Raw genomic sequence first — 20488 nt, forward strand, 5'->3', positions numbered from 1 at the left:
GGCGATTGTATGTTGTCGGTCATGGTAGGTGCTCTGTGTGGCACCTCAAGAGGATTCCATCCCGACGACTTCCAGACAAGAATTCAACTGGAACAGTTGCTGCCAATAAGTTGTTTTGCGCATGGCCTTGCCCATGAGAAAGCCTTAGAAAGCCTGAGTCGCCTTTGGCGCAGAACCAAGTGTGAGGCTCTTGTCAGTTTTTCTGGAGAGCTATGTCTTTGACGGGAAATCGACCACCGTTCTTCGGCTTGAAAACCGGAGATCTTGTGTTGGTGCAACCATCAGCTGATTCAATCCAAACCAGCACTGACTGGTGGATGGGCTGGATTGTTCGCCGTACGGTTGGAGCTGATGTCAACAGTGGGCAGACCTTGTACGAGGTTGCCGATGTTGATTCTGGTGAAGTTCGATCAGTTAATTCAGAGCTAGCAACAAGACTTGTCCTGACTGGTATGGAAGCCAATAAGGTCGTTCCACTGGTACGTCTCTAACAGTTTGGTTGACTGTATTTTTTCTGAACTGTCAACAGTGCTTTATATCTGCACTCCAGTGATTTCAAATTTCTGGTGAATGATTAATCTGCGGGATTGTTGCCTCTATGGATTCGACTTCTTAGATTAGAGGTATTGCAGAACAACCTTGAAATTCTTAGGGATCCAGGCACTGAAAACCCAGTTGTCTGAGGGTTCGCTTAAACAGTCAGAAGTATTTGGCTATTGGCTTGCGTCATCACTCTTGCTGCACTTTTTGATTTTCCCAATGGCTCATGAGCCTACTGATTGGGATTTCGTTTTCTGGGCTGCCTCTCTTGTCGTCATTGTCGTGATGTTGCGTAAGTGTTATTTGGATAATGGAGGTGAGTCTGGCGTTAAATTCTCAGATAAATTCATCTCGATCACTTGGGTGATGACGTTGAGAGGTTTTCTTTTCGTCTTTGTCCCCTTGGTTGTTGTTGGCTCATTGGTTATTGGATTCCTTGGTTTAAGTGATGAAGCCACAAATCAATTGATTGATAACAGCGCTCTTATTAATGCATTTGTTTTCGAGCTTTGGGTATGGTTTAGGACGGCTGCTCATATCAAAGATATATGTGTTGCGAGTCGTCTTTCAGATCACTGATGTTGAGTCTGGGTTTATCAGGTGGATCAACGCTGATCTGGTGATGCACATCCAGTCAAAGACTGGAGCAATAAAAAACCCCGCACTTGGCGGGGCATTGATAAGCAAGAATTGTTAATGGAAGATCAAAAGGGACTACTCAAGTCTCCAGCATTCATTTCAAGAGTTAGAGGTATCCGCTCCGCTGAATCCCTGAAGGGTCCTCCAAGCCTTTATACAGACCACTTTGTAGGAAATTCAGGGTGTCATCCTCGGAGTGGGAGACAAAGCCCAGATGTATGAGATATGAGCTGAATAGGACTTTGATCATCAATTCAGTCCAAGGTGATGGTGAAACCATGCGCTCATCGCATCAAGACATGCCACGTTCTGTTCTCCAGGCACTGGGCCGCCTGGTTTCACCTCCCAAGACAACAACTGGTCAACTTCCATTTCGCTTAGCAGTGGCACCAGGAAATTTAGATTCAGCTCACTCAACTTTTTCAAGCCCGTGAAAAGCTTGCCGAGGTTTATCAAAAACTTGAAACTATTTGCATCATTTTCTTATATCGCAAAATACATGCTTTTACGTTAGTTATCATGTCTGAATACCTATAGGTCATGTTGATGTGTGGCCGCTGAAACTGGCTGCTTCAAGTATTCGCCACAAGAAATGAGTTTGATCATTCCTTGAGAAGTGGTTTGTATATAAAAAGAAAAGTGATCATAAAAAATAATGAAATAGTCGCAAATAATATCGAATAAGAATGAAACGCTTCAGCGGTAAAGTAATAGATATTCTTGTTCGGAATATGCTTCTGGCCGGCAAATTGTCTTACAGCTATAATTAAATGATTTACAGCAATATTCATATAGTTTGGTGCATTCATAAGCCATCGCCCTTCAGGGTTTTGTGAATTGGCCAAAACAATTGAACTGCTGCTAATAATTAATCCAAGCGATCCACCTAATTGAGCAAACACAGCGTGTGAGCCGGTAACACTTCCTAAAAAAGATTTGGGAGCCGTTTCAGCAATGATATCAAATGAAGGAAGCGCAGTAAAATAAACTCCGATAGTCAGTACGACCGTCGAAACAACCACTGCAACAGGATTAAATGTTTTTGCCAGCTGGCCTAGTAGTAAAAATCCCAAAGACATCACAATAAATCCTATAGTCACAGTCATGCGCCTTGTCAAATATTTTCGACTAATTAAGTATCCGATCACAATGCAGCTGATCATGCCTGCTATGTAAGAAGGCATTTGTATTATGCCTACTATTGCACCTTTAAGGTGCTCTTGAGCCTCAAGAAAACTAGGTAATTGCACATTCATGGATTTGTACATGAAACTAAAAGAAAACGAGGCAATTACTCCGCCCAAATAAGTCTTGTTTGTAAGTATTTCAACTGGAAAATTGGGGTTTTTTGATGACTTCTGAAGTCGATGCCAGGCAAGCAGTAAAAATAATCCAATAAGCAAGAAACTCAAGAAAGCGAAATTAAATCCATCAGCTTCGAGTCTCGTCAGGCTGTATAGGGTTGATATAAAAGATCCGCCTAAGAGCAGGTTGGCCAGTAAATTATCTTCTTTGGATTTTACTTTTGACTCCCTAAGTAATATTGGAGAGACTGCCAAGATTAATGCCCATAGCACTGGCGTGTACAACATTGAAATCCGCCAACTTATTGATAGCAAGCTGCTAGTCACATACAAGGCAAATATGTTTGACAGTGTAATAAACACAGTCCATCTGCTAACTGCTATTGGCAGCTTGGAGGGATGTTGCAGTGTGGTGAGGATCGCTAGTCCTACACCCATCAGCATTCCTTCTCCGACGCCTACGATTAATCTTGATGCAAGTAACTGCAAAGGATCTGAGGCGAACACGCCAATTAAGCCTCCCAGTATGCCAAAAATAAGACCAACTATAAATATTTTTCTTCTGCCAACTTTGTCCGCTAAATTGCCAAATGGTACTACCGTTGAACAATGGGCCAAGCTTGATGAGGCCACTGTAAATGATAAAAATCCTGTCCCCATTGGTATCTCATTTCGGATGAGTGGTAAGCAAAGTGCGAATACCAGAATTGATTCTGTTGCGGAAATTCCAAGCAATGCATATGCAAGATTGAGCCTTATGCCGGAAGGGTAAAAGGGGATTTGCATCGTGCATTTAGTATTCTTATAAAAGCTTAGATGCCAGTTTGTGATTCACGTCTGGATGGAAACAATGAGTTAGAAGTGTTGGCATGTGTTTTTTATCCTGCGTGATTTTCAAGCATGAATTTTCCTTGTATAGAGGGTCTATCTCTTTTCCTCTAATGAAATTATTTTGATGATTCCTCTGGTTTGCCCATTATCGCTCAACTAATCAGAATCCACATCATCCGATCAATTGGACTCTTAGCCGCTTAACTGTCCCGTCAAGGTCAAAGGCTGAGAACCCAGCGCTAAGAAGCCATGCGGTCAGCTGTTACTTCGCTGAGAGTGGCACCAGGAAGTCCCGCGTTCACTCGTCACAATGTCCAGGCCCAGTTCTGCAGGCCCAGTTTCAGCAGATGCTTTAAGCCGTCAGCGTTGTGTGCTTTGAGCGCTAGCAGCTGTTCTGTAAGCAGCGTCATTGTGGACAACGTATTGATGGGCATCAATTGAGTACAACTGTTTAAGCATTCCCCGCTGCAATAAAAAACCCCGCACTTGGCGGGGCAGGTGCAGCCAGCCGTATTCCGCGACGAGATCAGTGTTTACTTTCCTCAGCCAAAAAAACACCAAGCAGTGAATTGATGTCGATAAGTCTGTGATCGCATAAATCCCATTATGAATTTCTGTAGCTCTATTGCGTACCTACAAGAGCGCCAAAAACCCCCATACCTGCGCTCTCGCTCTCAAAGGAGTCGTTGATTAAGTTCTGAGTTCTTGACTTGATCTGAACTCTTTTCTTTCATTAGGTCTTTGGCCGTTCTTAACGGACGTGTGATTTATATCGATCTTCAAGAGGAAGGCCGCCCTTCCCGGTGGAAAGACGGCCTAGCTCGCTCGTTTGTGCATTATTCAACCCATCACTTGTAGGGAAAGGAAGGGGTCGAAGCTTCTGGCTAGAGGCGCCCTGGGGCCATTGGCTCTAGGTGTCGGGTTGTTGTCTCCTGGGGCACCTAGGGCGGTGCAAACGGAGCGGCGATTGGCGTGACGTATCTGATGTGTACCTAACCAAAGGACCAACCCAGGTCATTGTTGAGACTGTTGGAGCAGGGGCCAGAAGTCAGTCTGCTTCTTTGATCTGCGCTGGTGGAGTGTCGGCCGTCATGGGCTCCTCCGATTTCGTGGTCTTACTCTCCACCCGCTGTGGCTGTTTTGCCATCCGTCAAATCGCGCATTGCCTTCACTGGCAAAACCTCCAATAGTGAAAGCGGCGTGCCCAGGCTCAGACGAAGGGCAGGAGTGATGACACTTCAATCCGCTGCGATTGGCTCAGTTGCCCTGCTGTTGTTCGGCTTGTCTGCTCGCGGCTTGAGAACTTCCGACAAGAGTGAACAGCCACCGATTCTTTTTGTGCCTGGCTACGGGATGAGTGCCCTTCGGGTTGAGGCCAAACGTGAGCAGCGCTCACCCGCGAAAATCAATTTTCTGCTTCCGGCGATGAATCCACCAGAAGTTTTCACTGAGTTCAATCCTCCTGTTGCCAATGCCCTGGATTACGCCCGTCGAAGCGGTCTGGATGATTCCGATGTGGTTGTCGTGAGGGAGTGGCTCAAACTCGATATCAGAGCTGATGAGTCAGCACAAAACTAACGCGGGATTCGTGTCAAGCCGGTATCAATCGGGAAGGACTTCTTGCATGAATATCCTCGTTACGCGGAAATGATGCAGATGCTCATCGCCAAGGGCTGGGTTGCGAATCACAATCTTGCCTGCATTCCGTTCGACTATCGATATCCACCTGGGGAAACAGACTTTGCAGAAGATCTGAAGAAGCTGATCATCAGCCAGTTCGCACTCAGCCAGGGCAGGAAGGTCACTATTGCTTGCCACAGCCAGGGATGTCTCCTGGCCTATCAATTTCTGCGCACTCAGGATCCGGTCTGGGTCGCACGACATATTGGCCTCTTTTACTCATTGGCTGGTCAATTTTCCGGTTGCAGTGATTGTTTGCGCTGGGCCTTTCAGCAGGAATGGAGCTGGGACAGCCATGACAAGGTCGCGTCTCCTTCGGATATGACATGGGTGGGAGAACTCGCTCTCGGGCTGCAAAGCAGCATTTTTGGAGAAGCAATTTTGTATCGCTGGGGACAGACCTCTTATCGAGCACGAGATGCGCAGACTTTGTTACGCGAAGCAGGTGCTTTGGCGATCGCGGAAGCGACCAATCGCTATGCACTCGAAAAGCAGACTTGGTTCCAGAAGGGTGCACGTGATCATCAACCACTGCCTGTGCCAACCCGTGTTGTTTTCGGCACTGGTCTGCTCACAACAGCTGGCTTTGATTTTGCAAGAGAGAAGGTTCCGGTCTCAAGCTGTAAAGATCCTCAATGTCAGGGACTTTACTCACAAAAAAATCCTGAATTGATCCAGACAACAGGAGATCAAGGCGACAGTGCCTGGATGAATCGAGCACCCCGTATGTGGTTGAAGCACCCAGACTGTGAAATGAAGGAATTCGCTGGTATCAGTTATATGGAAATTTTCAAAAACGCCACAGCTCTCAACCATCTGTCAAAAACAATTCAGGAGACAGCGTCAGGCATTGATGTCTGTTTGGAGAATTCAGCTCCAGCTTCCAGAGGGAGCTCAATGCAATGAATTAAGTCGACTCCCGTGTGGTTCATGGCAGAGCAGAGCGATCCTCCCGATTTTGAGCTAGTACAGGTGTCCTGGTTTTGCGGGTATGTCAGCTGATCGCGGGGTTCCCAGCTCGCCCCACTCGGAAAGGCCGATCTTCCTGGATGTTGCTCCCGGGATGACGGTGGTCGTGCGCCATGACTCTCTGACCGGGGAGATGCCAGGCAAGGATTGGTGGATGGGCCAGGTCATCCACTGCGGCGGAGCTGCCCGTAATCCGTCAATGCACAACCTTTTCCAGATCGCTGATGTTGATTCCGGTGTGATCCGCTGGGTGAATGCCGATCTGGTGACCCACATCCTGCCGAGGGCTCCAGAGCAATAACAATGCTGGCCTTGACGGAACGCAATTGGTGGGTGTTTTTCCGTGGGATGCTTGATGAGTGCGTTCAACGATGGTTGCTGTTCTCTCGTCGGGATTCGATAGCCCTTCACCAACTCGTGATCGCATCGTCGTTGGTCAGAGAGCATTGCTGAATCACTCAAGTTGCTTCAGGTTTGGTCATTCCGGCTTTCGGAGCTTTGATGATTTCAGCAGGTATGGTTCTTGAATCCTGATTCTCGGGTGTGGCTGCACTCGCTGAATCATGTGTTCAATATTGAGTAAGAAATCCAACGCTATTCTCCTGCCCAAAGCCCTTCATAAGAGCCGTGGAGAGGGTGATTTGGGTGTTGACGGCCTTCTGCGTAATACAGCTTTTCAGCCATGATATTTCCGACCATCGGCTGCAACTTCGATTCAACAGGAAAAGCCATCATGACAATGACAGCAAGAGAAGCAAAAATGTTCATTGTCAATCACTTGTGAAGGAGTTTGTTTTTTGCGGGGTGCTGCTCACCTCGACTCCTTCAATGTCACACCTGTATTGGTGAACTCCACTGCGCAGCTATGGTGCACACCCTGCGAAATTCTGGTGAGCTGCTGGTGAATCGTTCAGAGCCTATTTGTCGATTGTGTTGATCCCGTGCAGAAGCCTGTGAAGTTTTGGCCGCAGCTCAACAATTCCGCCCAATTGTGGGAGATGCTATCGATGTGCAGAGAAGCGTTCAGTTTTTTATTCATTTGCAGTCACCAATCTGTATCGAGGAATTGAGCGACTATCATTAAGGTAGAGCAACATCCAATTCACGGGTGAGCTGAGCTCTGGCTGTATGTTGATGTTCCGCAATAACAGGCAGTTTATTGTTTGCTGGAACTGTAATTGTCGTTACGGCAAGATTTGAATTGCCAATGCCATGACAGAGGTGTAATCGCATCGGCTCAATGAATTCTCAGACTCTTCTTGCAAGAACTGCTAGAGGCACTGTTTTGCATAAATATGCTGAGGGCTATCTGGTTTGCGACCCCGAGGGTCAGTGCAATTTTTGTCATGATTTATACAATGCTGAAGAAATGGTGAGAGAGTTAGAGCAAAAGTATGATTATCCGTATTCCACCAGCTTCCGTGCAATCATGCATTAACCATTCAATAAATGGTCGCTTACACTCAATCAAAAGATGTCTGTTCAACGGATCTCCTGGGCTATGCGGATAGCCATCCGATATGCCTGATCCGTCGAACTTTTGCCCGGAGCAAGCAGACAGTTGCCTTTAGTGGGCTTTGATAAAAATTGAACCACCACCTGGACATGATGCATAAACCTCTCGGGTCATGTTGATAGATATCATGTCCTGAAATGGCAGGCATGAACCAGTGGCTAAGGGCTTTTCTTGCGATGTCGATCCATCATCCTTTGGTTTTGATTCTTGATTTGGTTCAGGGTTTGATGATTCATTGGTTGCCGTTTGATCAATGATTAAAGGCGTTAGCCCACAACCGGTTGATGGCAGCATTGAATTCCACTGCCTGGCGAGAGATGCTTCGGCACCCTCGCGCATGACAAGGTCGGCGTAAGTCCTGGCGTTGTCAAATGCTGAACACTTGTAGGCCGGTTCGCTAGATCTGTACTGATCAAGACTTGAATTGAAATTATTCCTTAATCCAATCACGCGAGAATTGGCACTGATGCTCGCTGGGAAAACAGTCATTAAAGCCAGGCATATTGCGATTCTGGTAAACATTGTTTTGTCTTGTGATGGACGTCTTGCTTCTGATGTAGTCACTATCACTGATGCGATTTGGAATCACCTCACCCAAAAGGGTGAATCATCGGGTCAGTGACTCTCTGTCCGCTTGTTTGACTGTCAGTCAAGCTGGCGAGCAATTCAATCTGTTGTCCGCTGGAAGGTCCACTTGTCACTCCCCTCAAGCAAGGGTAGAACACTTGTATTGGCAGCGAGTTTATGACGGTAGGCCGCTTCAACAGCGCTTCAGGTCAAGTTCAGAACAGGCCTCGGCTCCTCGACGTCAGGGCAGGACATTTCGTGATTGTTCAAGCACCGCAGAGTGCTGGCTTTGGGAAGGCGGATGATTGGTGGATGGGGCAGGTCGTCTGGCACGACGCCGGTGCCAAGGACCAGAAGGCCAATGCGCTCTTTCAGGTTGCAGATGTGGATGGTGGCTCGATCAGGTGGGTCCATAACAACGAGTTGATTCATGTCCTTCACTCGCTGGACGGGCTCTTTGGCTGATTGCTCCCCGAAGGATTGGCAAGCCTGCGTATCAACACTTCTGGCTTTTGCTGGACCGGTTGAGACGTCATGAGTGAGCGCAACTCCGTGACAAGAGCAGGGTTTATCCGTTTGTCATCGCAAGAGATAGGCATACTGCTTCCTTGCCCTTTCAAGCAGCTGCTCGCGCGGTGCGGATATTTTTGCGACTGCTTGTAACTATGCCTGTTGGTAGTACATGCGTTTGCTAAAACTGTTGCAGTTGGTTCTCCTCACAGGACTCCAACTTGCTACGAGGCGAGACCATGGCCCAGTGCAGGCCAAGCACTGGGTCTTTTATTGGCCATGGCTCAAGTCGTTGATGATTCAGGCAATACAGCGTTCTCATTATTTGATGCAGCATCAGCCACTTCTATTGACATAGCTTGATTGCACGATGAATCAGTCTGAATCTCAAGAATTCGAATGGTGAAACTGGATATTGCTCCCATTCAATTTCATTAAAAAGAGGGGCTCGTTGGTCCCTCTTTAGGTCGTTGAGGCCTCTCCCGGAGAGCCTTCGACCATGTTGCATTTCTAACTAACCGGAATATCGCTTGCAATGGTAGAAATACTTATGGCTTGTCTCGGTAAGTCTTGGATCTCGCCAGCTTAAAGTTCAGAATTTTTGATCAAAAGTGTGGTGTCTCTATTTTCATGTCATCAATCTTGCCAAATTCACACTGATGCTTCATTTCGCAGGATCACCTGCCTCATTCAGAATTCCTTTTCCCGAGTGGCAACAGGCATGGTTATGACTGAGTCTGAATCTGTCCTTGAGATAACTCTTGAATGCTTGCCGACCGTTGACTAGCTTTGAGGCCAATGACCCATATAGGGCAATGCAAATAATGCAGCTGATACCGCAAACAGTGAAAAGCCAGCCAAAAGGCTGTAAGTGAATGTTGACATTTTATTCAAAATCACATACTGATTTTATTTTAAACAAGCACAGCAATTCTGGCTGTAGATAATCACTTATGCGTAGGTGCCTCTTGTTCCTCTGGGCGCAAGCAGATTTGCCAAAACAAAGTCTCATTGTGCTCAGTCACTGTTCTGGCAGACGCTTTCCATCCATTGGTCGAGCTTGCTGCTGAGTTCAGCGTTGACACTGCTGACGCCTCGTTCTGGCTGGCAAGTCCTCTCGGGCGGTCATCTACACCCAGACCGAACTATCGCTGCGGGCCGGAGCGAACTACTTTTCTGATGTCTTGGAGAGAAGAGTCATGCAAGAGGTTCCCAGTGCCGTCAGTTTCAAGGAACTGTCCATCCATCTGAATGCAGCATCTCTTGGCTCATCGTCTTCCAAAGACGGAGCAGATGACGAAGCAATGAGCTTTGACTGGGCTGAGCGCGTCAGCTCACTCCTTGAAGAGGTTGAGAAGTCTGCCTCCATCGCCGCAGAGGCGAAGACTGTTGATCAGGTCATGGCTCTGGGAGCGTTCAGAACCCATCTGATGCTCAGTCTGCAAGCCATTAAGGCCGCTGACCTTTAAGGGACTGGGTTGTCTTCAGCAGCCCTGCAATTGATGTTATTTCGCTGCCTGCTTTGGGATCAGGGCGGGTTGGCCTCGATTTGTTGCATTGTTGTGAATGGCATCAGTGTTGGTTGATCACAGAAGAGGAGTGAGTACTCGGCCATTCACCGAAAGCTCACCAGATCGTCTCGGGATTTGTACCCAAGCTGTGCAGTGAGGTTCACCAGCAGTGTTGTGATCTTGAAGGAATCGAAGGGGAGGAGTATCACCCCCATACAACCACTCCCTGAAGCCATGTTGGTTAAGTCCCTCTTCGTTTACACCCTCACCTTGGCGGTGGAGCTTGGTGCTGTGACCCACGCAAAAACACAGTTGATCGAGCAGTCAATTCAGGAAAGGACAGAAAATCTTTTATCGGCTCATCATAAAAATGGAGATTGATTTCACAGAAAGAAGTAATTCTGACTCGCGCCCCTTCCGTTGTTGATAATCCCCCGAATGGGTGATGTTCCCTTGTATCAGCCGTGATCTACTGACTTCAAGTGAATCACTGGTGATATTCAATGAACCAGTCCATTGAGATCTCAAACATTGATCATGAGGCACACCGGCTTCGCAAACGCCTCAAGTTTTTGATGGCGCAGATGAGAGAGCAAGGGCCTGTTCCCCGTTTGCTCAATGACTACTACCATTGTCACAAGCGCTTGGTACATCTTCAAGAGCACTATGGCGTGTGATTGACGCATGGTCCTGCGTAGGGGTGGATTGATATCGTTTTGTTCATTGGTGAATGCGCTTGAATTAGCTTGCCTGTAACTCTTCAGAATTGCTGAGCCGGATGGTTCTTTTATCTCAATGATTATTCAAATGCAATTGCTTGGAAATGTCTGATTGTTAGGCCAGTGCGAATGGCGCTATTTGCTTATTAATCAATGGTTGAGCTTTTGAGGCTTTTGCTCGCCACTGTTGATGCGTTTTGAGCTTGGGTGGCTCTTGAGACTGATTTTTTATTTTTTGGCGTAAATATGGCTTCAAACTTTAATTGTAATTCTCAAGGTTGGGAGTTAGGGTTGATGGATAAGGAGTTGGTGTGATGACGAAAAGTAATCCCAGTTCATCAACACAGGAATCCAGATTCTTGAGAAGGAAGCAGGAATTGATCAGGCAAGTTCTGCTTCATGAGTGGGCAAAACTAAGTGCTGAGGATTTGGGGGAGAAGCTCGGATGTGATCTTGTTGGCAAGGCGCCTCATGTCAGGCACGCAATGATTATGCTTCTAAGCGAAGATATTGCCCTGGCCATGAGTGATCAGGAGGCTAGTCAATTCCTGTTGAATCTCCAGTAGGCGCAGTGCGTCATGAGTGCTGAGTTTTTTAACTAGCCAGTTAATATTGCGAAGCGATGAATCTGAATAGCCTTCGCTGTTGAATCGCAGGACTTGCTGTGGCGATGCTTTTTTGTGAGTGCGATGCCCCTGCTCTGAAGCTGCCTGTACCTGTAGTTCCAAGCGATGGTTGCAACGACGTTTTCCAATGCGATCTGAACTGTTGGATGGATGGCTCTTGCCTGGGTCTTGTACGAGCGCAACATCCCTCATGCGTCGATCATTTTGGCTGCCAAGTGGCGTTCAACACCGGGGGATTTTTTGTTCCTTCTTTCCTTGTCGTGGCCGGTAATCCCTAACGAATCCCTGCCACGTCTAATGCTCAGAATTTTCATGATGACCAGTGAAGGAAAAGGTGTATGGACTTGCTTCAACGAATGAGAGTGATCGGCAGTGGATTAGTCATTGCCGCATATTTCATTACCCTCCATCTTGATGTTGTGACTGGAGTGATCGTTCATTTGGCGGCAATGAGTATCTCTGTGCCTTACTTCATCAAGTCAAAAGCGTGGGACGTGGTGATCATGATGACCTTTCTGATGACGATTGGGTCAGGGCGTCTGATCACAGCGGCTATGCCTTGATGGCTTATAGGTAACAACAGCAATTGCAGAGCATTGCATCCCCTGCAAAGATGCAAATGGCAAGCTTTTGCGCTGCAGCACAATGGTTATTGCATGTATTGGTTTTGTTTCAATGAGCTTTATTTTGTGGTCCGGGTGATTGACAAGTTCACTCCTGATCCATGCAGCTCATTCAGTGAAAGGAATGATGCCTGCGCTGCGCGATTTGCTCATGAAAGCTCTTATCGGCCTGTTCACCAGCTTGCCTGTACGGATGCGCTCTGCTGTTGATATTCGTTTTTGATTTGCAAGTATTTTTGTGCAATTAGTTAATGGTTTGCCTCCTATGAGTCTTCGTTCGCACCTGTTTTTGCCCTTGAAAGCAAGCAGGTTTTCGTTGTCAATTGCTTGTTGCAGCTTTGCCTTGAAGCTGGTTTTGAAATGATCTGCAACTCCTGGGCTTCTCAATTGAATTGGGTTGGTGTTCTTCACAACCCAGTGCTGCACTAGGATTTGAAGCCGGTTTTTGGGTTGGTTGAACGCTGTTCAACAGCTTTTCCAAAATCGGCTCCCCTGCACAAACCCGTTCCCTGACAAGGGTCTATCGCTTGCGACGTGATATGAATTTTCAGGACATCATCAGCACTCTCAATCGTTTCTGGGCCGATCAGGGCTGCCTCCTGCTCCAGCCCTACGACACTGAAAAGGGTGCTGGAACCATGAGCCCGCATACGGTGCTGCGGGCGATCGGGCCGGAGCCCTGGTCGGTTGCCTATCCCGAACCCTGTCGTCGTCCCACCGATGGCCGTTATGGAGACAATCCCAATCGGGCTCAGCATTATTTCCAATACCAGGTGCTGATTAAGCCTTCACCCGATGGCATTCAGGAGACTTATCTCTCCTCATTGGAAGCACTGGGTATTCGTGCTGCCGATCACGACATCCGATTCGTGGAAGACAACTGGGAGTCTCCGACTCTCGGGGCCTGGGGCGTGGGTTGGGAGGTCTGGCTCGACGGCATGGAAGTGACCCAGTTCACTTATTTTCAGCAATGTGGCGGGATTGACTGCAAGCCTGTTTCGATCGAAATCACCTATGGACTCGAGCGTCTGGCGATGTATCTCCAGGACGTCGAAAGCATCTGGGAGCTGAGCTGGAACCAAGAGCGGAGTTACGGCGATATCTGGCTTCCCTTTGAAAAGGGACAGTGTCATTTCAATTTCGAGTCTTCCAATCCAGAGAGGCTCAAGCAGTTGTTTGCCATTTACGAGGCGGAAGCAGCGGATCTCATTGAGAAAAAGTTGCCTGCACCCGCTCTCGATTTTGTGCTCAAGTGCAGCCATACCTTCAATCTGTTGGAAGCCCGGGGGGTGATCTCGGTGACCGAGCGCACGGCCACCATCGGTCGAATTCGCAACCTGGCCCGCAAAGTTGCAGAAGCCTGGCTCGCCGAGCGTGAAGCGCTGGGATTCCCTTTGCTCAAGCAACCCGCCGTCGCCTCGTCTTCAGCAGCCGTCGCTTTCTGATCACGGGGGAACCCTCCAAACAGCTTCGATCGTGCTGAATGCAACCGGTCATCAGTGCGGGATTGTTGCTGCTGCTGGCCAGTATCGGGGCGGTCTTTGTCCAGTCTTTGCTGCACTGGGTGACTCTGGCAGCCTGTTTGTTCTGTGCACTGGCTGTCTGGGGACGAGTCAGTGGCAGACCCACAAAGGTCATTGTGGGTCTCGCTTTGATGCTCTGTCTTGTCAGTGCTCGTTGCGGAGCCGGTGCCATGCCCAGGCCTCAGCCAGGGGATCCAAGCCTGTTCATTCCAGGAGATGCCAACTCTCTTGCCGTGCGCGTGGTGGGCAGGATCCATGCGGATGGTGCCGTGCGGAACGATCGTTGCCGAACGTTTCTGCAGATCAGCAGTCTCAACGGCCGGATCAGTCGAGGACGAACGGAGCTGACGCTCGAGCCCTGCGGGTCGCCTTTGCTCACAGGAGCCTGGATCGAAGCAGAGGGAACCTTGCGTCGGCCCCAGCCTTCACCCCATCCACTGCTTCCTGCTGTTGATCAACGACTGGCTCTGAAGGGGAGTTGGAGTCGCCTGCGCACGGATTCCATCCATGTATTGCGGCAGGACTGGGCTCCCCTAGCTGCTGCGCGTCGAACCATTGCTGCGCGTTTCATCGACACGGCAGGCCCGCAGGAAGGTGGTTTGCTGGCGGCCCTGGTGCTGGGTGGCGCTCAAGTGACACTGCCGCAAACCCTGTCCGAGGAATTCCGGGTGGCAGGTCTCTCACATGCCCTTGCAGCTTCAGGCTTTCACCTGTCAGTGCTCTTGGGTTGTGCACTGGCCTGCACCCGAGCATTGCCTGCGCCTGTGAGAGTCGCGGCAGGGTGCATCGCCATGGCGCTGTTTCTTGCTCTGGCCGGAGCACAGGCTTCGGTGGTGCGTGCGGTGCTGATGGGTGCAGCAGCACTGTTGATTCGTGAAAGTGGATCCTGCAGTCGCAGGCTGGGAGTGCTGCTTGTCACTCTGGTGCTGATGCTGCTGGTGCATCCAACCTGGGGGCGTTCCATTGGCTTTCAGTTCAGCGCTGCAGCAACGGCTGGCCTGGTGATTTCGGTGGGCCCCCTTGAACAGTGGTTCCTGCAGCACTGGCCCCAGTCACTGCACCGACTGGCTCCAGTGCTCTCGATTCCCCTTGTGGCCCTGTTCTGGACACTGCCGCTGCAGTTGCTTCATTTCGGAGCAGCACCGCTGTACTCCGTGCTCAGCAACGTGCTGGCAGCGCCATTGCTTGCGCCCCTCACGCTGGCCTCCATGGCTCTGGCTGTGATGGTTCTGATCCTGCCTTCAGCGCTGACATCGGTTCTGCTGCCCTGGCTGATCTGGCCTGTTCAACAGCTGAGTTCATGGATGATCGCTTTGGTGCACTGGATAAGCCAGTGGCCATGGGCTCAGCTGCTCACGGGCCCGGTTCATCCTCTGCTTGCCCTGTTGTTTTCCCTGAGTCTGCTCCCCTGGCTGTTGCCGATTCCCCTGCGCTGGCGTGGCTGGTCGGTGTTGATGCTGTTGTTGGTGGTGTGCCTGCAGGTTCGCGGTCAGCTTCGGGATGACTTGATTCGTGTGGAGCAGTGGGGTCGCCAGTGGTTGTTGCTGCGCCACAAGGGACGGGCGGCCTTGGTGAGTAGTCATGGCGATGATTTGAGTTGTGGAATCGGGACACGACTGAGCCGCGGGCTCGGCCATCAGCGGCTGGATTGGATTGTGGTCCTGGATCCGGTGGGTACGGATCATCAAGCCTGTTGGAACGCACTCACGCCTACGCTTCAGGCCGAACAGACAGGACGCTTGCCCTTGTCACCTGGTCAGCGTCTGCAGAGTGATGGACTGAGCATTGGCGTTTCTCATCACCACGGTCGCCTGTTGCACATCCGTTATGGCGGCCAAGCTCAGCGACTGCGTCGCAGAGATTTACGCCCCCAATCCGGTTGAGTGCTCGAGTGCCTTGATGGCCGCCTACTAAGCTGTCATCGCGCCATGAGCGCTTGGAGAGGTGGCAGAGTCCGGTTGAATGCGCACGACTCGAAATCGTGTAGGGGTAACACCCTCGTGGGTTCGAATCCCACCCTCTCCGTTTCATCAGCTTCCCTGATGGGGGATGGTTCTCTTTGTGTGAACAATGCTTGTCTTATTTCGCACTCTTTCACCTGACAAATCTCTGCTGATTGTTCAGGCCAGAAATATTGATGCTATTTCGAAAAACTTCTTTTATCTAGTTGGATTGGATTGATTTTTCTGTTTAGTAAAGAGTTGGTTTGCCTGCGCCTAATGGTGAATCTCAATCTCATTGACATTCCTCAGTTGAGCGGCTGGCGAACAGTCAGCCCCTGAAGACTTTCCGCATCAGATTGCATTTACGAGTGAAACAGCAGCACGAGCCCTTCACTGACCTGATGAAATTCCCGCTCCTCTCTGCTCAGATCCAGTCCGACCTCCAGTCCTTCGGTGACGGCCAGGTCAAAGGGTGGGGTGCTGGGTGCTGCATCCCCCTGCCAAAGGGCGGCGATTCCCACGGCTGTGGCATGCCAGTGGAAGTGTGAGGTTTCTCCGATGGAAGCCTCCCGGAGGGCCTCTTCGAGGAGACCGTTGAGAGCAGTGCTGGTGGATGCCATGCCCCAAGCTTCGGGACAGGCGCCGGGGACGGCAATCGCCTGAGAGACTTCTTGATCAATCTGTCGCGTGCTGAGACACGCTTGGACGTTTCGCAAGCAGGGTGATCTCGTTCTGTGCCGTTGCGGCTACTGGCCCTTGGCTGCTGACGAATGCATGCCCCTGAGGTTGATTGGGTTGAGACGAGAGGGACAACGCTTGGTCAGTACTCCCCGCCGTCCTGTTCTTTCAGCGTCGCCCTCCAAGCTCCGTCGTCGCGCATCACGCCGTCACCTCGAGCTGATTGCGGCTCCGCCTTCGAGCCTGTCCGCGCTCACGCTTGTTCGGCATCAAAGTCGTCTGGGGCGTTCGCTTAAGCGCAGTGGTGATGTCGTGTTCTCAGCCGCAGTGCTTGGGCTTGGCTCGCCGCTGTTTCTGCTTCTGGCTGTCCTGGTCAAGCTCAGTTCGCCAGGTCCTGTCTTCTACGTCCAGAAAAGGGTTGGTCGTGGCTACCGACCTTTCGGATGCATCAAGTTCCGCACGATGAGGCCTGATGCCGATGTCGTTCTGGCCCAGGTGCTGGAGCGCTCTCCTGAGATGCGCGCTGAGTTTGAACGCGATTTCAAGTTACGCAACGACCCTCGAATAACGCCCATCGGCAGATTCCTGCGTCGTTCGAGCCTTGATGAGCTGCCGCAGTTCCTCAATGTTCTACGAGGCGAGATGAGTGTTGTCGGTCCAAGGCCGATCGTTAACAAGGAGATTGCTCGTTACTCCGACTACATGGATGAAGTCCTTGCCGTGAGGCCCGGTCTCACAGGCCTCTGGCAGGTGAGTGGCAGGAACAATCTCAGCTACCCCAAGCGGGTCAGACTTGATCTGGCCTATGCCCGAGGTCGGTCCTTCCTGCTCGATCTGGCCATCATCCTCCGCACCTTCGGCGTGTTGCTGTTGCCGATGGATCGAGGTGCTTACTGAACCTGTCCCTGCAGGCCCCAGCCCAGCAAGGCTGCAATCAGGATCCAGAGCAGCTCCAGGCGTTTGGTCAGTTCAAGGATTTTGTTGACAGCCTTCGGGTCCACATTGGGCTGGCCGGTTCCCAGCAATGGCTTATCCACCCAGCGATCGCCATAGCGGTTGCGGCCACCGAGTTGTACGCCTGCACAGTGCGCATAAATCGCTTCTGATCGTCCTGCGTTAGGGGATGCATCGTGCTGGCCCTCGGATTCAGCCGACCTGACCAGCTCTGGCAACTGGCGCCAGGGTCTGCTCACCAGCGGCAGGCTCAGCATCACCAGACGGCAGGGCAGCCAGGTCAGCAGGTCATCCAGTCGAGCTCCTGCGGTGCCAAGCCAACGCAGCTTGCCTCTGCGGTAACCGAGCATGGAATCCAGAGTGCTGGCGGCCTTGAATCCCCAGGCCAGGGCCAGTGGGCCTGGAGCGGCGGTCCATCCAAGGCTCCAGAGAGTTGACCCCACCAACATCCAGAACAGTGGTGCGAACAGCCCGTCCACCGCATTCTCACTGGCGGTTTCAGCGCTGGCGCGCAGGATCTCGTCACCGGTGAGTGAGGTCGTGTCACGGCCCACGATCCAGCTGAGCTTTTCTCGTGCTGCCGAGAGATCGTCGCCGCCTTTGCAGGGAAGGGCTGCAATCACGTTCAGCACACTTTGTTCAAGACTTCTGGCTGCCAGTGCACTGGCAAGGCCTGCGACCAGAGCAAGCACCGCGATGCTCTGGAGTGCGCCCTGCGTGTGCAGGGCGATCCGTTCGATCAGCCATCCGCAGCCAGCGCTGCCAAGGGTGAGAATCAGCGTGATGGTCAGTCCACCCAGACGCAACCTGGCGGGATCATTCCCGCACCAGCTTTCAGTGCTGCGCTGCAGTGTGCTGATGCTACGGCCCATCCACACCACTGGGTGGGGTGACCAGAGTGGATCGCCGATCAGCCGGTCGAGACCGGCTGCGGCGATCACCAGGAGAAAGGGCTGAATGAGGCCCTGTTCAGGAGGCCTTCAGCCAGCTGAACATCGAGCGCAGGCCCTTGCCCACTTCTTCGATCTTGTGATCACCGTCGCGCTTGCGGATTTTGTTCATCTCAGGCTTGCCGGCTTCGCACTCAGCCACGAAGTTCTTGGCGAAGGTGCCGTCCTGGATGTCCGCGAGGATTCGCTTCATCTCCGCTTTGGTGTCGTCGGTGATCAGGCGGGGACCACTCACATAATCGCCGTACTCTGCTGTGTTGGAGATCGAATCGCGCATGGCTGAAAGACCGCCTTTCACCATCAGATCCACGATCAGCTTCACTTCGTGCAGGCACTCGAAATAGGCCAGTTCGGGCTGATAGCCTGCTTCGACGAGGGTCTCGAAGCCTGCTTTGACCAGCTCGGAGAGGCCGCCACAGAGCACGGCCTGTTCGCCGAAGAGGTCGGTTTCGGTCTCTTCCTTGAAGTTGGTTTCAAGAATGCCGGCGCGGGTGCCGCCGATTCCCTTGGCATAGGCCATGGCCAGGCCGCGGGCATTGCCGGAGGCATCTTTCTCAATGGCGAAGAGCGCTGGCACACCCTGGCCGTTCTGATATTCCCAGCGCACGGTGTGACCAGGGCCCTTGGGGGCGATCATCACCACATCCACATCGGCCGGCGGTTGGATCAGGCCGAAACGGATGTTGAAACCATGGGCAAAGCTGAGAACCTTGCCAGCGCTCAGATGTTGAGCGATTTCCTTGTCGTAGACCTCTTTCTGGAACTCATCGGGAAGCAGCACCATGATCCAGTCCGCTTTGGCCGCAGCGTCGGAAACGCTCAGCACTTCAAGGCCGTCGGCTCTGGCCTTGTCAGCGGAACGGCTTCCCTCATAAAGGCCCACCACCACGTTCACGCCGCTGTCCTTGAGGTTCAGCGCGTGGGCATGGCCCTGGGAGCCATAGCCGATGATGGCGACCGTTTTGCCGCTGAGCAGCGAAAGATCTGCATCGGAGTCGTAAAAAAGCTGAGCCATCCGGACGACGAACGTGGAGCTTGGTAACGACCGAGCTTACGCAAGTGTGGGGACGATCATGCCTCGTTGGGGTGTGCGATCACCCGGTCAATCAGCCCGTAGTCCTTGGCTTCTTCGCTGCTGAGGAAGTAATCACGATCGGTGTCTTTCTCAATTTTCTCGAAGCTCTGCCCGCTCATCTCAGCCATGGAGCGGTTCAGCATCTCCTTCATGCGCAGAATCTCGCGCGCTTCGATTTCGATGTCGCTGGCTTGTCGTTGAGCGGTTCCGCCCAGGGGCTGGTGAATCATGATCCGGCTGTGGGGCAGGGCCAGGCGCTTGCCCTTGGTACCCGCTGCCAGCAGGAAGGCTCCCATCGATGCGGCAAGGCCCACGCAGATGGTGACCACGTCACTCTTGACGTATTGCATGGTGTCGTAAATCGCCAGTCCAGCCGTGACCGATCCACCAGGAGAATTGATGTACAGATAGATCGGTTTGCTGCTGTCTTCCGAGTCGAGGTAAAGCATCTGAGCGACCAGACTGTTGGCCACCGCATCGTTCACCTCGGAGCCAAGGAAGAGGATTCGCTCAACTCCAAGTCGTGTGTAGATGTCCACCCAGCGCTCCATCTGGCTGCCGGGCAGGCGGTAGGGGACGCTGGGGGTACCGATCGGCATAGGTCCTGGTGGGTTGAAGAAAAAAAGTTGAAACGAGGGGGCTTGGGCTGGATTAACCAGCCGGAACTGGAGCGGGCAGTTCCTTGCGACTGGCGAGTACTCGGTCGATCAGTCCGTAATCCTTGGCCTGATCTGGAGTCAGATAACTCATGCGATCGGAATCCCTGGAGAGTTCCTCCACGCTGCGCCCGGTGTTGGTCGAAAGAATTTCGAGCATGGCTCGCTTGTTGTGCAGCACCTCCTTGGCACGGATCTGGATGTCTGTCGCCTGGCCCTGTGCGCCGCTGCGGGGCTGATGCAACACGATCGAGGCGTGGGGCAGGGCAGCTCGATGTCCTTTGGTGCCAGCGGACAGGATCACGGCAGCTGTTCCCATCGCCTGACCGATGCAGATGGTGTGCACCGGCGGCTTGACGTAGCGGAGGGTGTCGCAGATGGCGAAAGCTTCCGTCTCGAATCCAATGGCGTCGCCTGTATACCAGCTGGTTCCAGTGGAGTTGATATAGAAGTAAATCGGCTTGTCGGGATTATCGAACTCGAGGAAAAGAAGCTGGGCAATGATCAGTTCTGTGACGTCAAGTCCAACCTGACGCTTGGTGTCGTCGTCAGAAAAAAGGGGCAGTCCCAGATAAACAATTCGCTCCTTGAGAAGCAGTGAAGGCAGATCCGGGGGCGGAGTCCGCATCACCGACGAATCGCCGTAATAAGGGGCTGATGTGGTCATCCGCGTC

Annotated in this window: 22 protein-coding genes and 1 tRNA gene; 14 read left to right on the forward strand and 9 right to left on the reverse strand. The window is 51.6% G+C overall.

The window, feature by feature from the left end:
• Window positions 1–212 precede the first annotated feature (212 nt).
• Window positions 213–491, forward strand: a complete 279-nt coding sequence (locus SIB73_RS00675) for a DUF3104 domain-containing protein (RefSeq protein WP_413439668.1) — start codon at window positions 213–215, stop codon at window positions 489–491.
• 148 nt (window positions 492–639) lie between these two features.
• Window positions 640–1119 carry a hypothetical protein gene (locus SIB73_RS00680; protein WP_413403682.1) on the forward strand — a complete coding sequence of 160 codons (480 nt, stop codon included), beginning with the start codon at window positions 640–642 and terminating at the stop codon, window positions 1117–1119.
• A 662-nt stretch (window positions 1120–1781) separates the two neighbouring features.
• Here SIB73_RS00680 and SIB73_RS00685 read toward each other — a convergent pair.
• Entirely contained in the window at window positions 1782–3269 is a 1488-nt protein-coding gene (locus SIB73_RS00685; RefSeq protein ID WP_413403681.1) for an MFS transporter, read from the reverse strand.
• Between the two features lie 1275 nt (window positions 3270–4544).
• On the opposite strand from SIB73_RS00685, the gene SIB73_RS00690 reads away from it, so the two are divergent.
• The 3 genes from SIB73_RS00690 to SIB73_RS00700 all read left to right on the forward strand — a co-directional run bounded on the left by SIB73_RS00690 (window position 4545) and on the right by SIB73_RS00700 (window position 6264).
• Window positions 4545–4892 (forward strand): hypothetical protein, encoded by a 348-nt coding sequence (locus SIB73_RS00690; protein WP_413439669.1) that lies wholly within the window; start codon window positions 4545–4547, stop codon window positions 4890–4892.
• Window positions 4893–4934: 42 nt separating this feature from the next.
• On the forward strand, window positions 4935–5900 hold the full coding sequence (locus SIB73_RS00695) for a lipase/acyltransferase domain-containing protein (protein WP_413403679.1): 966 nt from the start codon (window positions 4935–4937) through the stop codon (window positions 5898–5900).
• An 85-nt stretch (window positions 5901–5985) separates the two neighbouring features.
• Window positions 5986–6264 (forward strand): DUF3104 domain-containing protein, encoded by a 279-nt coding sequence (locus tag SIB73_RS00700; protein WP_413403678.1) that lies wholly within the window; start codon window positions 5986–5988, stop codon window positions 6262–6264.
• Window positions 6265–6557: 293 nt separating this feature from the next.
• On the opposite strand, the gene SIB73_RS00705 is transcribed toward SIB73_RS00700, so the two are convergent.
• Both SIB73_RS00705 and SIB73_RS00710 read right to left on the reverse strand, forming a co-directional pair.
• Complete coding sequence (locus SIB73_RS00705) at window positions 6558–6731, reverse strand: hypothetical protein (protein ID WP_413403677.1); 174 nt, start codon at window positions 6729–6731, stop codon at window positions 6558–6560.
• Window positions 6732–7530: 799 nt separating this feature from the next.
• Complete coding sequence (locus SIB73_RS00710; RefSeq protein ID WP_413439670.1) at window positions 7531–7968, reverse strand: hypothetical protein; 438 nt, start codon at window positions 7966–7968, stop codon at window positions 7531–7533.
• 255 nt (window positions 7969–8223) lie between these two features.
• Between SIB73_RS00710 and SIB73_RS00715 the strand changes: the two genes are divergently transcribed.
• From SIB73_RS00715 to SIB73_RS00735, 5 genes are all read left to right on the forward strand, one after another.
• Window positions 8224–8511 carry a DUF3104 domain-containing protein gene (locus SIB73_RS00715; RefSeq protein WP_413403675.1) on the forward strand — a complete coding sequence of 96 codons (288 nt, stop codon included), beginning with the start codon at window positions 8224–8226 and terminating at the stop codon, window positions 8509–8511.
• Window positions 8512–9755: 1244 nt separating this feature from the next.
• Window positions 9756–10025 (forward strand): hypothetical protein, encoded by a 270-nt coding sequence (locus SIB73_RS00720; RefSeq protein ID WP_413403674.1) that lies wholly within the window; start codon window positions 9756–9758, stop codon window positions 10023–10025.
• A gap of 276 nt (window positions 10026–10301) precedes the next feature.
• The gene (locus SIB73_RS00725) at window positions 10302–10448 is read left to right on the forward strand and encodes a hypothetical protein (protein WP_413403673.1); all 147 of its coding nucleotides are present in this window, start codon (window positions 10302–10304) and stop codon (window positions 10446–10448) included.
• Between the two features lie 1114 nt (window positions 10449–11562).
• The gene (locus tag SIB73_RS00730; protein ID WP_413439671.1) at window positions 11563–11772 is read left to right on the forward strand and encodes a hypothetical protein; all 210 of its coding nucleotides are present in this window, start codon (window positions 11563–11565) and stop codon (window positions 11770–11772) included.
• On the forward strand, window positions 11769–11975 hold the full coding sequence (locus tag SIB73_RS00735; RefSeq protein ID WP_413403670.1) for a hypothetical protein: 207 nt from the start codon (window positions 11769–11771) through the stop codon (window positions 11973–11975). The genes SIB73_RS00730 and SIB73_RS00735 overlap by 4 nt, the downstream gene beginning before the upstream one ends.
• A 168-nt stretch (window positions 11976–12143) precedes the next feature.
• On the opposite strand, the gene SIB73_RS00740 is transcribed toward SIB73_RS00735, so the two are convergent.
• Window positions 12144–12446, reverse strand: coding sequence for a hypothetical protein (locus SIB73_RS00740; protein WP_413403669.1), 303 nt, complete (start codon window positions 12444–12446; stop codon window positions 12144–12146).
• Between the two features lie 128 nt (window positions 12447–12574).
• Here SIB73_RS00740 and glyQ point away from each other — a divergent pair, with 128 nt between their 5' ends.
• The 3 genes from glyQ (at window position 12575) to SIB73_RS00755 (ending at window position 15583) form a co-directional block, all read left to right on the forward strand.
• The gene (gene glyQ, locus SIB73_RS00745) at window positions 12575–13480 is read left to right on the forward strand and encodes a glycine--tRNA ligase subunit alpha (RefSeq protein WP_413403668.1); all 906 of its coding nucleotides are present in this window, start codon (window positions 12575–12577) and stop codon (window positions 13478–13480) included.
• Window positions 13481–13518: 38 nt separating this feature from the next.
• Window positions 13519–15441 carry a ComEC/Rec2 family competence protein gene (locus tag SIB73_RS00750; RefSeq protein WP_413403667.1) on the forward strand — a complete coding sequence of 641 codons (1923 nt, stop codon included), beginning with the start codon at window positions 13519–13521 and terminating at the stop codon, window positions 15439–15441.
• 55 nt (window positions 15442–15496) lie between these two features.
• Window positions 15497–15583, forward strand: a tRNA-Ser gene (locus SIB73_RS00755).
• 280 nt (window positions 15584–15863) lie between these two features.
• Here the strand turns inward: SIB73_RS00755 and SIB73_RS00760 are convergent.
• On the reverse strand, window positions 15864–16121 hold the full coding sequence (locus tag SIB73_RS00760) for a hypothetical protein (RefSeq protein WP_413403666.1): 258 nt from the start codon (window positions 16119–16121) through the stop codon (window positions 15864–15866).
• Between the two features lie 154 nt (window positions 16122–16275).
• Here SIB73_RS00760 and SIB73_RS00765 point away from each other — a divergent pair, with 154 nt between their 5' ends.
• A complete protein-coding gene (locus SIB73_RS00765; RefSeq protein WP_413406548.1) occupies window positions 16276–17076 on the forward strand; it encodes a sugar transferase in 801 nt (266 codons plus the stop codon).
• Here the strand turns inward: SIB73_RS00765 and cbiB are convergent.
• The 4 genes from cbiB to SIB73_RS00785 are packed head-to-tail and all read right to left on the reverse strand — an operon-like array spanning window position 17070 to window position 20481.
• Window positions 17070–18074, reverse strand: a complete 1005-nt coding sequence (gene cbiB / locus SIB73_RS00770) for an adenosylcobinamide-phosphate synthase CbiB (RefSeq protein ID WP_413403665.1) — start codon at window positions 18072–18074, stop codon at window positions 17070–17072. The genes SIB73_RS00765 and cbiB overlap by 7 nt on opposite strands.
• Window positions 18075–18102: 28 nt before the next feature.
• Complete coding sequence (gene ilvC / locus SIB73_RS00775; protein WP_413403664.1) at window positions 18103–19098, reverse strand: ketol-acid reductoisomerase; 996 nt, start codon at window positions 19096–19098, stop codon at window positions 18103–18105.
• Window positions 19099–19154: 56 nt separating this feature from the next.
• Window positions 19155–19757 (reverse strand): ATP-dependent Clp protease proteolytic subunit, encoded by a 603-nt coding sequence (locus tag SIB73_RS00780; RefSeq protein ID WP_066906823.1) that lies wholly within the window; start codon window positions 19755–19757, stop codon window positions 19155–19157.
• A gap of 52 nt (window positions 19758–19809) precedes the next feature.
• On the reverse strand, window positions 19810–20481 hold the full coding sequence (locus SIB73_RS00785; RefSeq protein WP_066906825.1) for an ATP-dependent Clp protease proteolytic subunit: 672 nt from the start codon (window positions 20479–20481) through the stop codon (window positions 19810–19812).
• Window positions 20482–20488 lie beyond the last annotated feature (7 nt).

The sequence above is a fragment of the Synechococcus sp. MIT S9509 genome (genome assembly GCF_047303035.1).
Taxonomy (GTDB): domain Bacteria; phylum Cyanobacteriota; class Cyanobacteriia; order PCC-6307; family Cyanobiaceae; genus Synechococcus_C.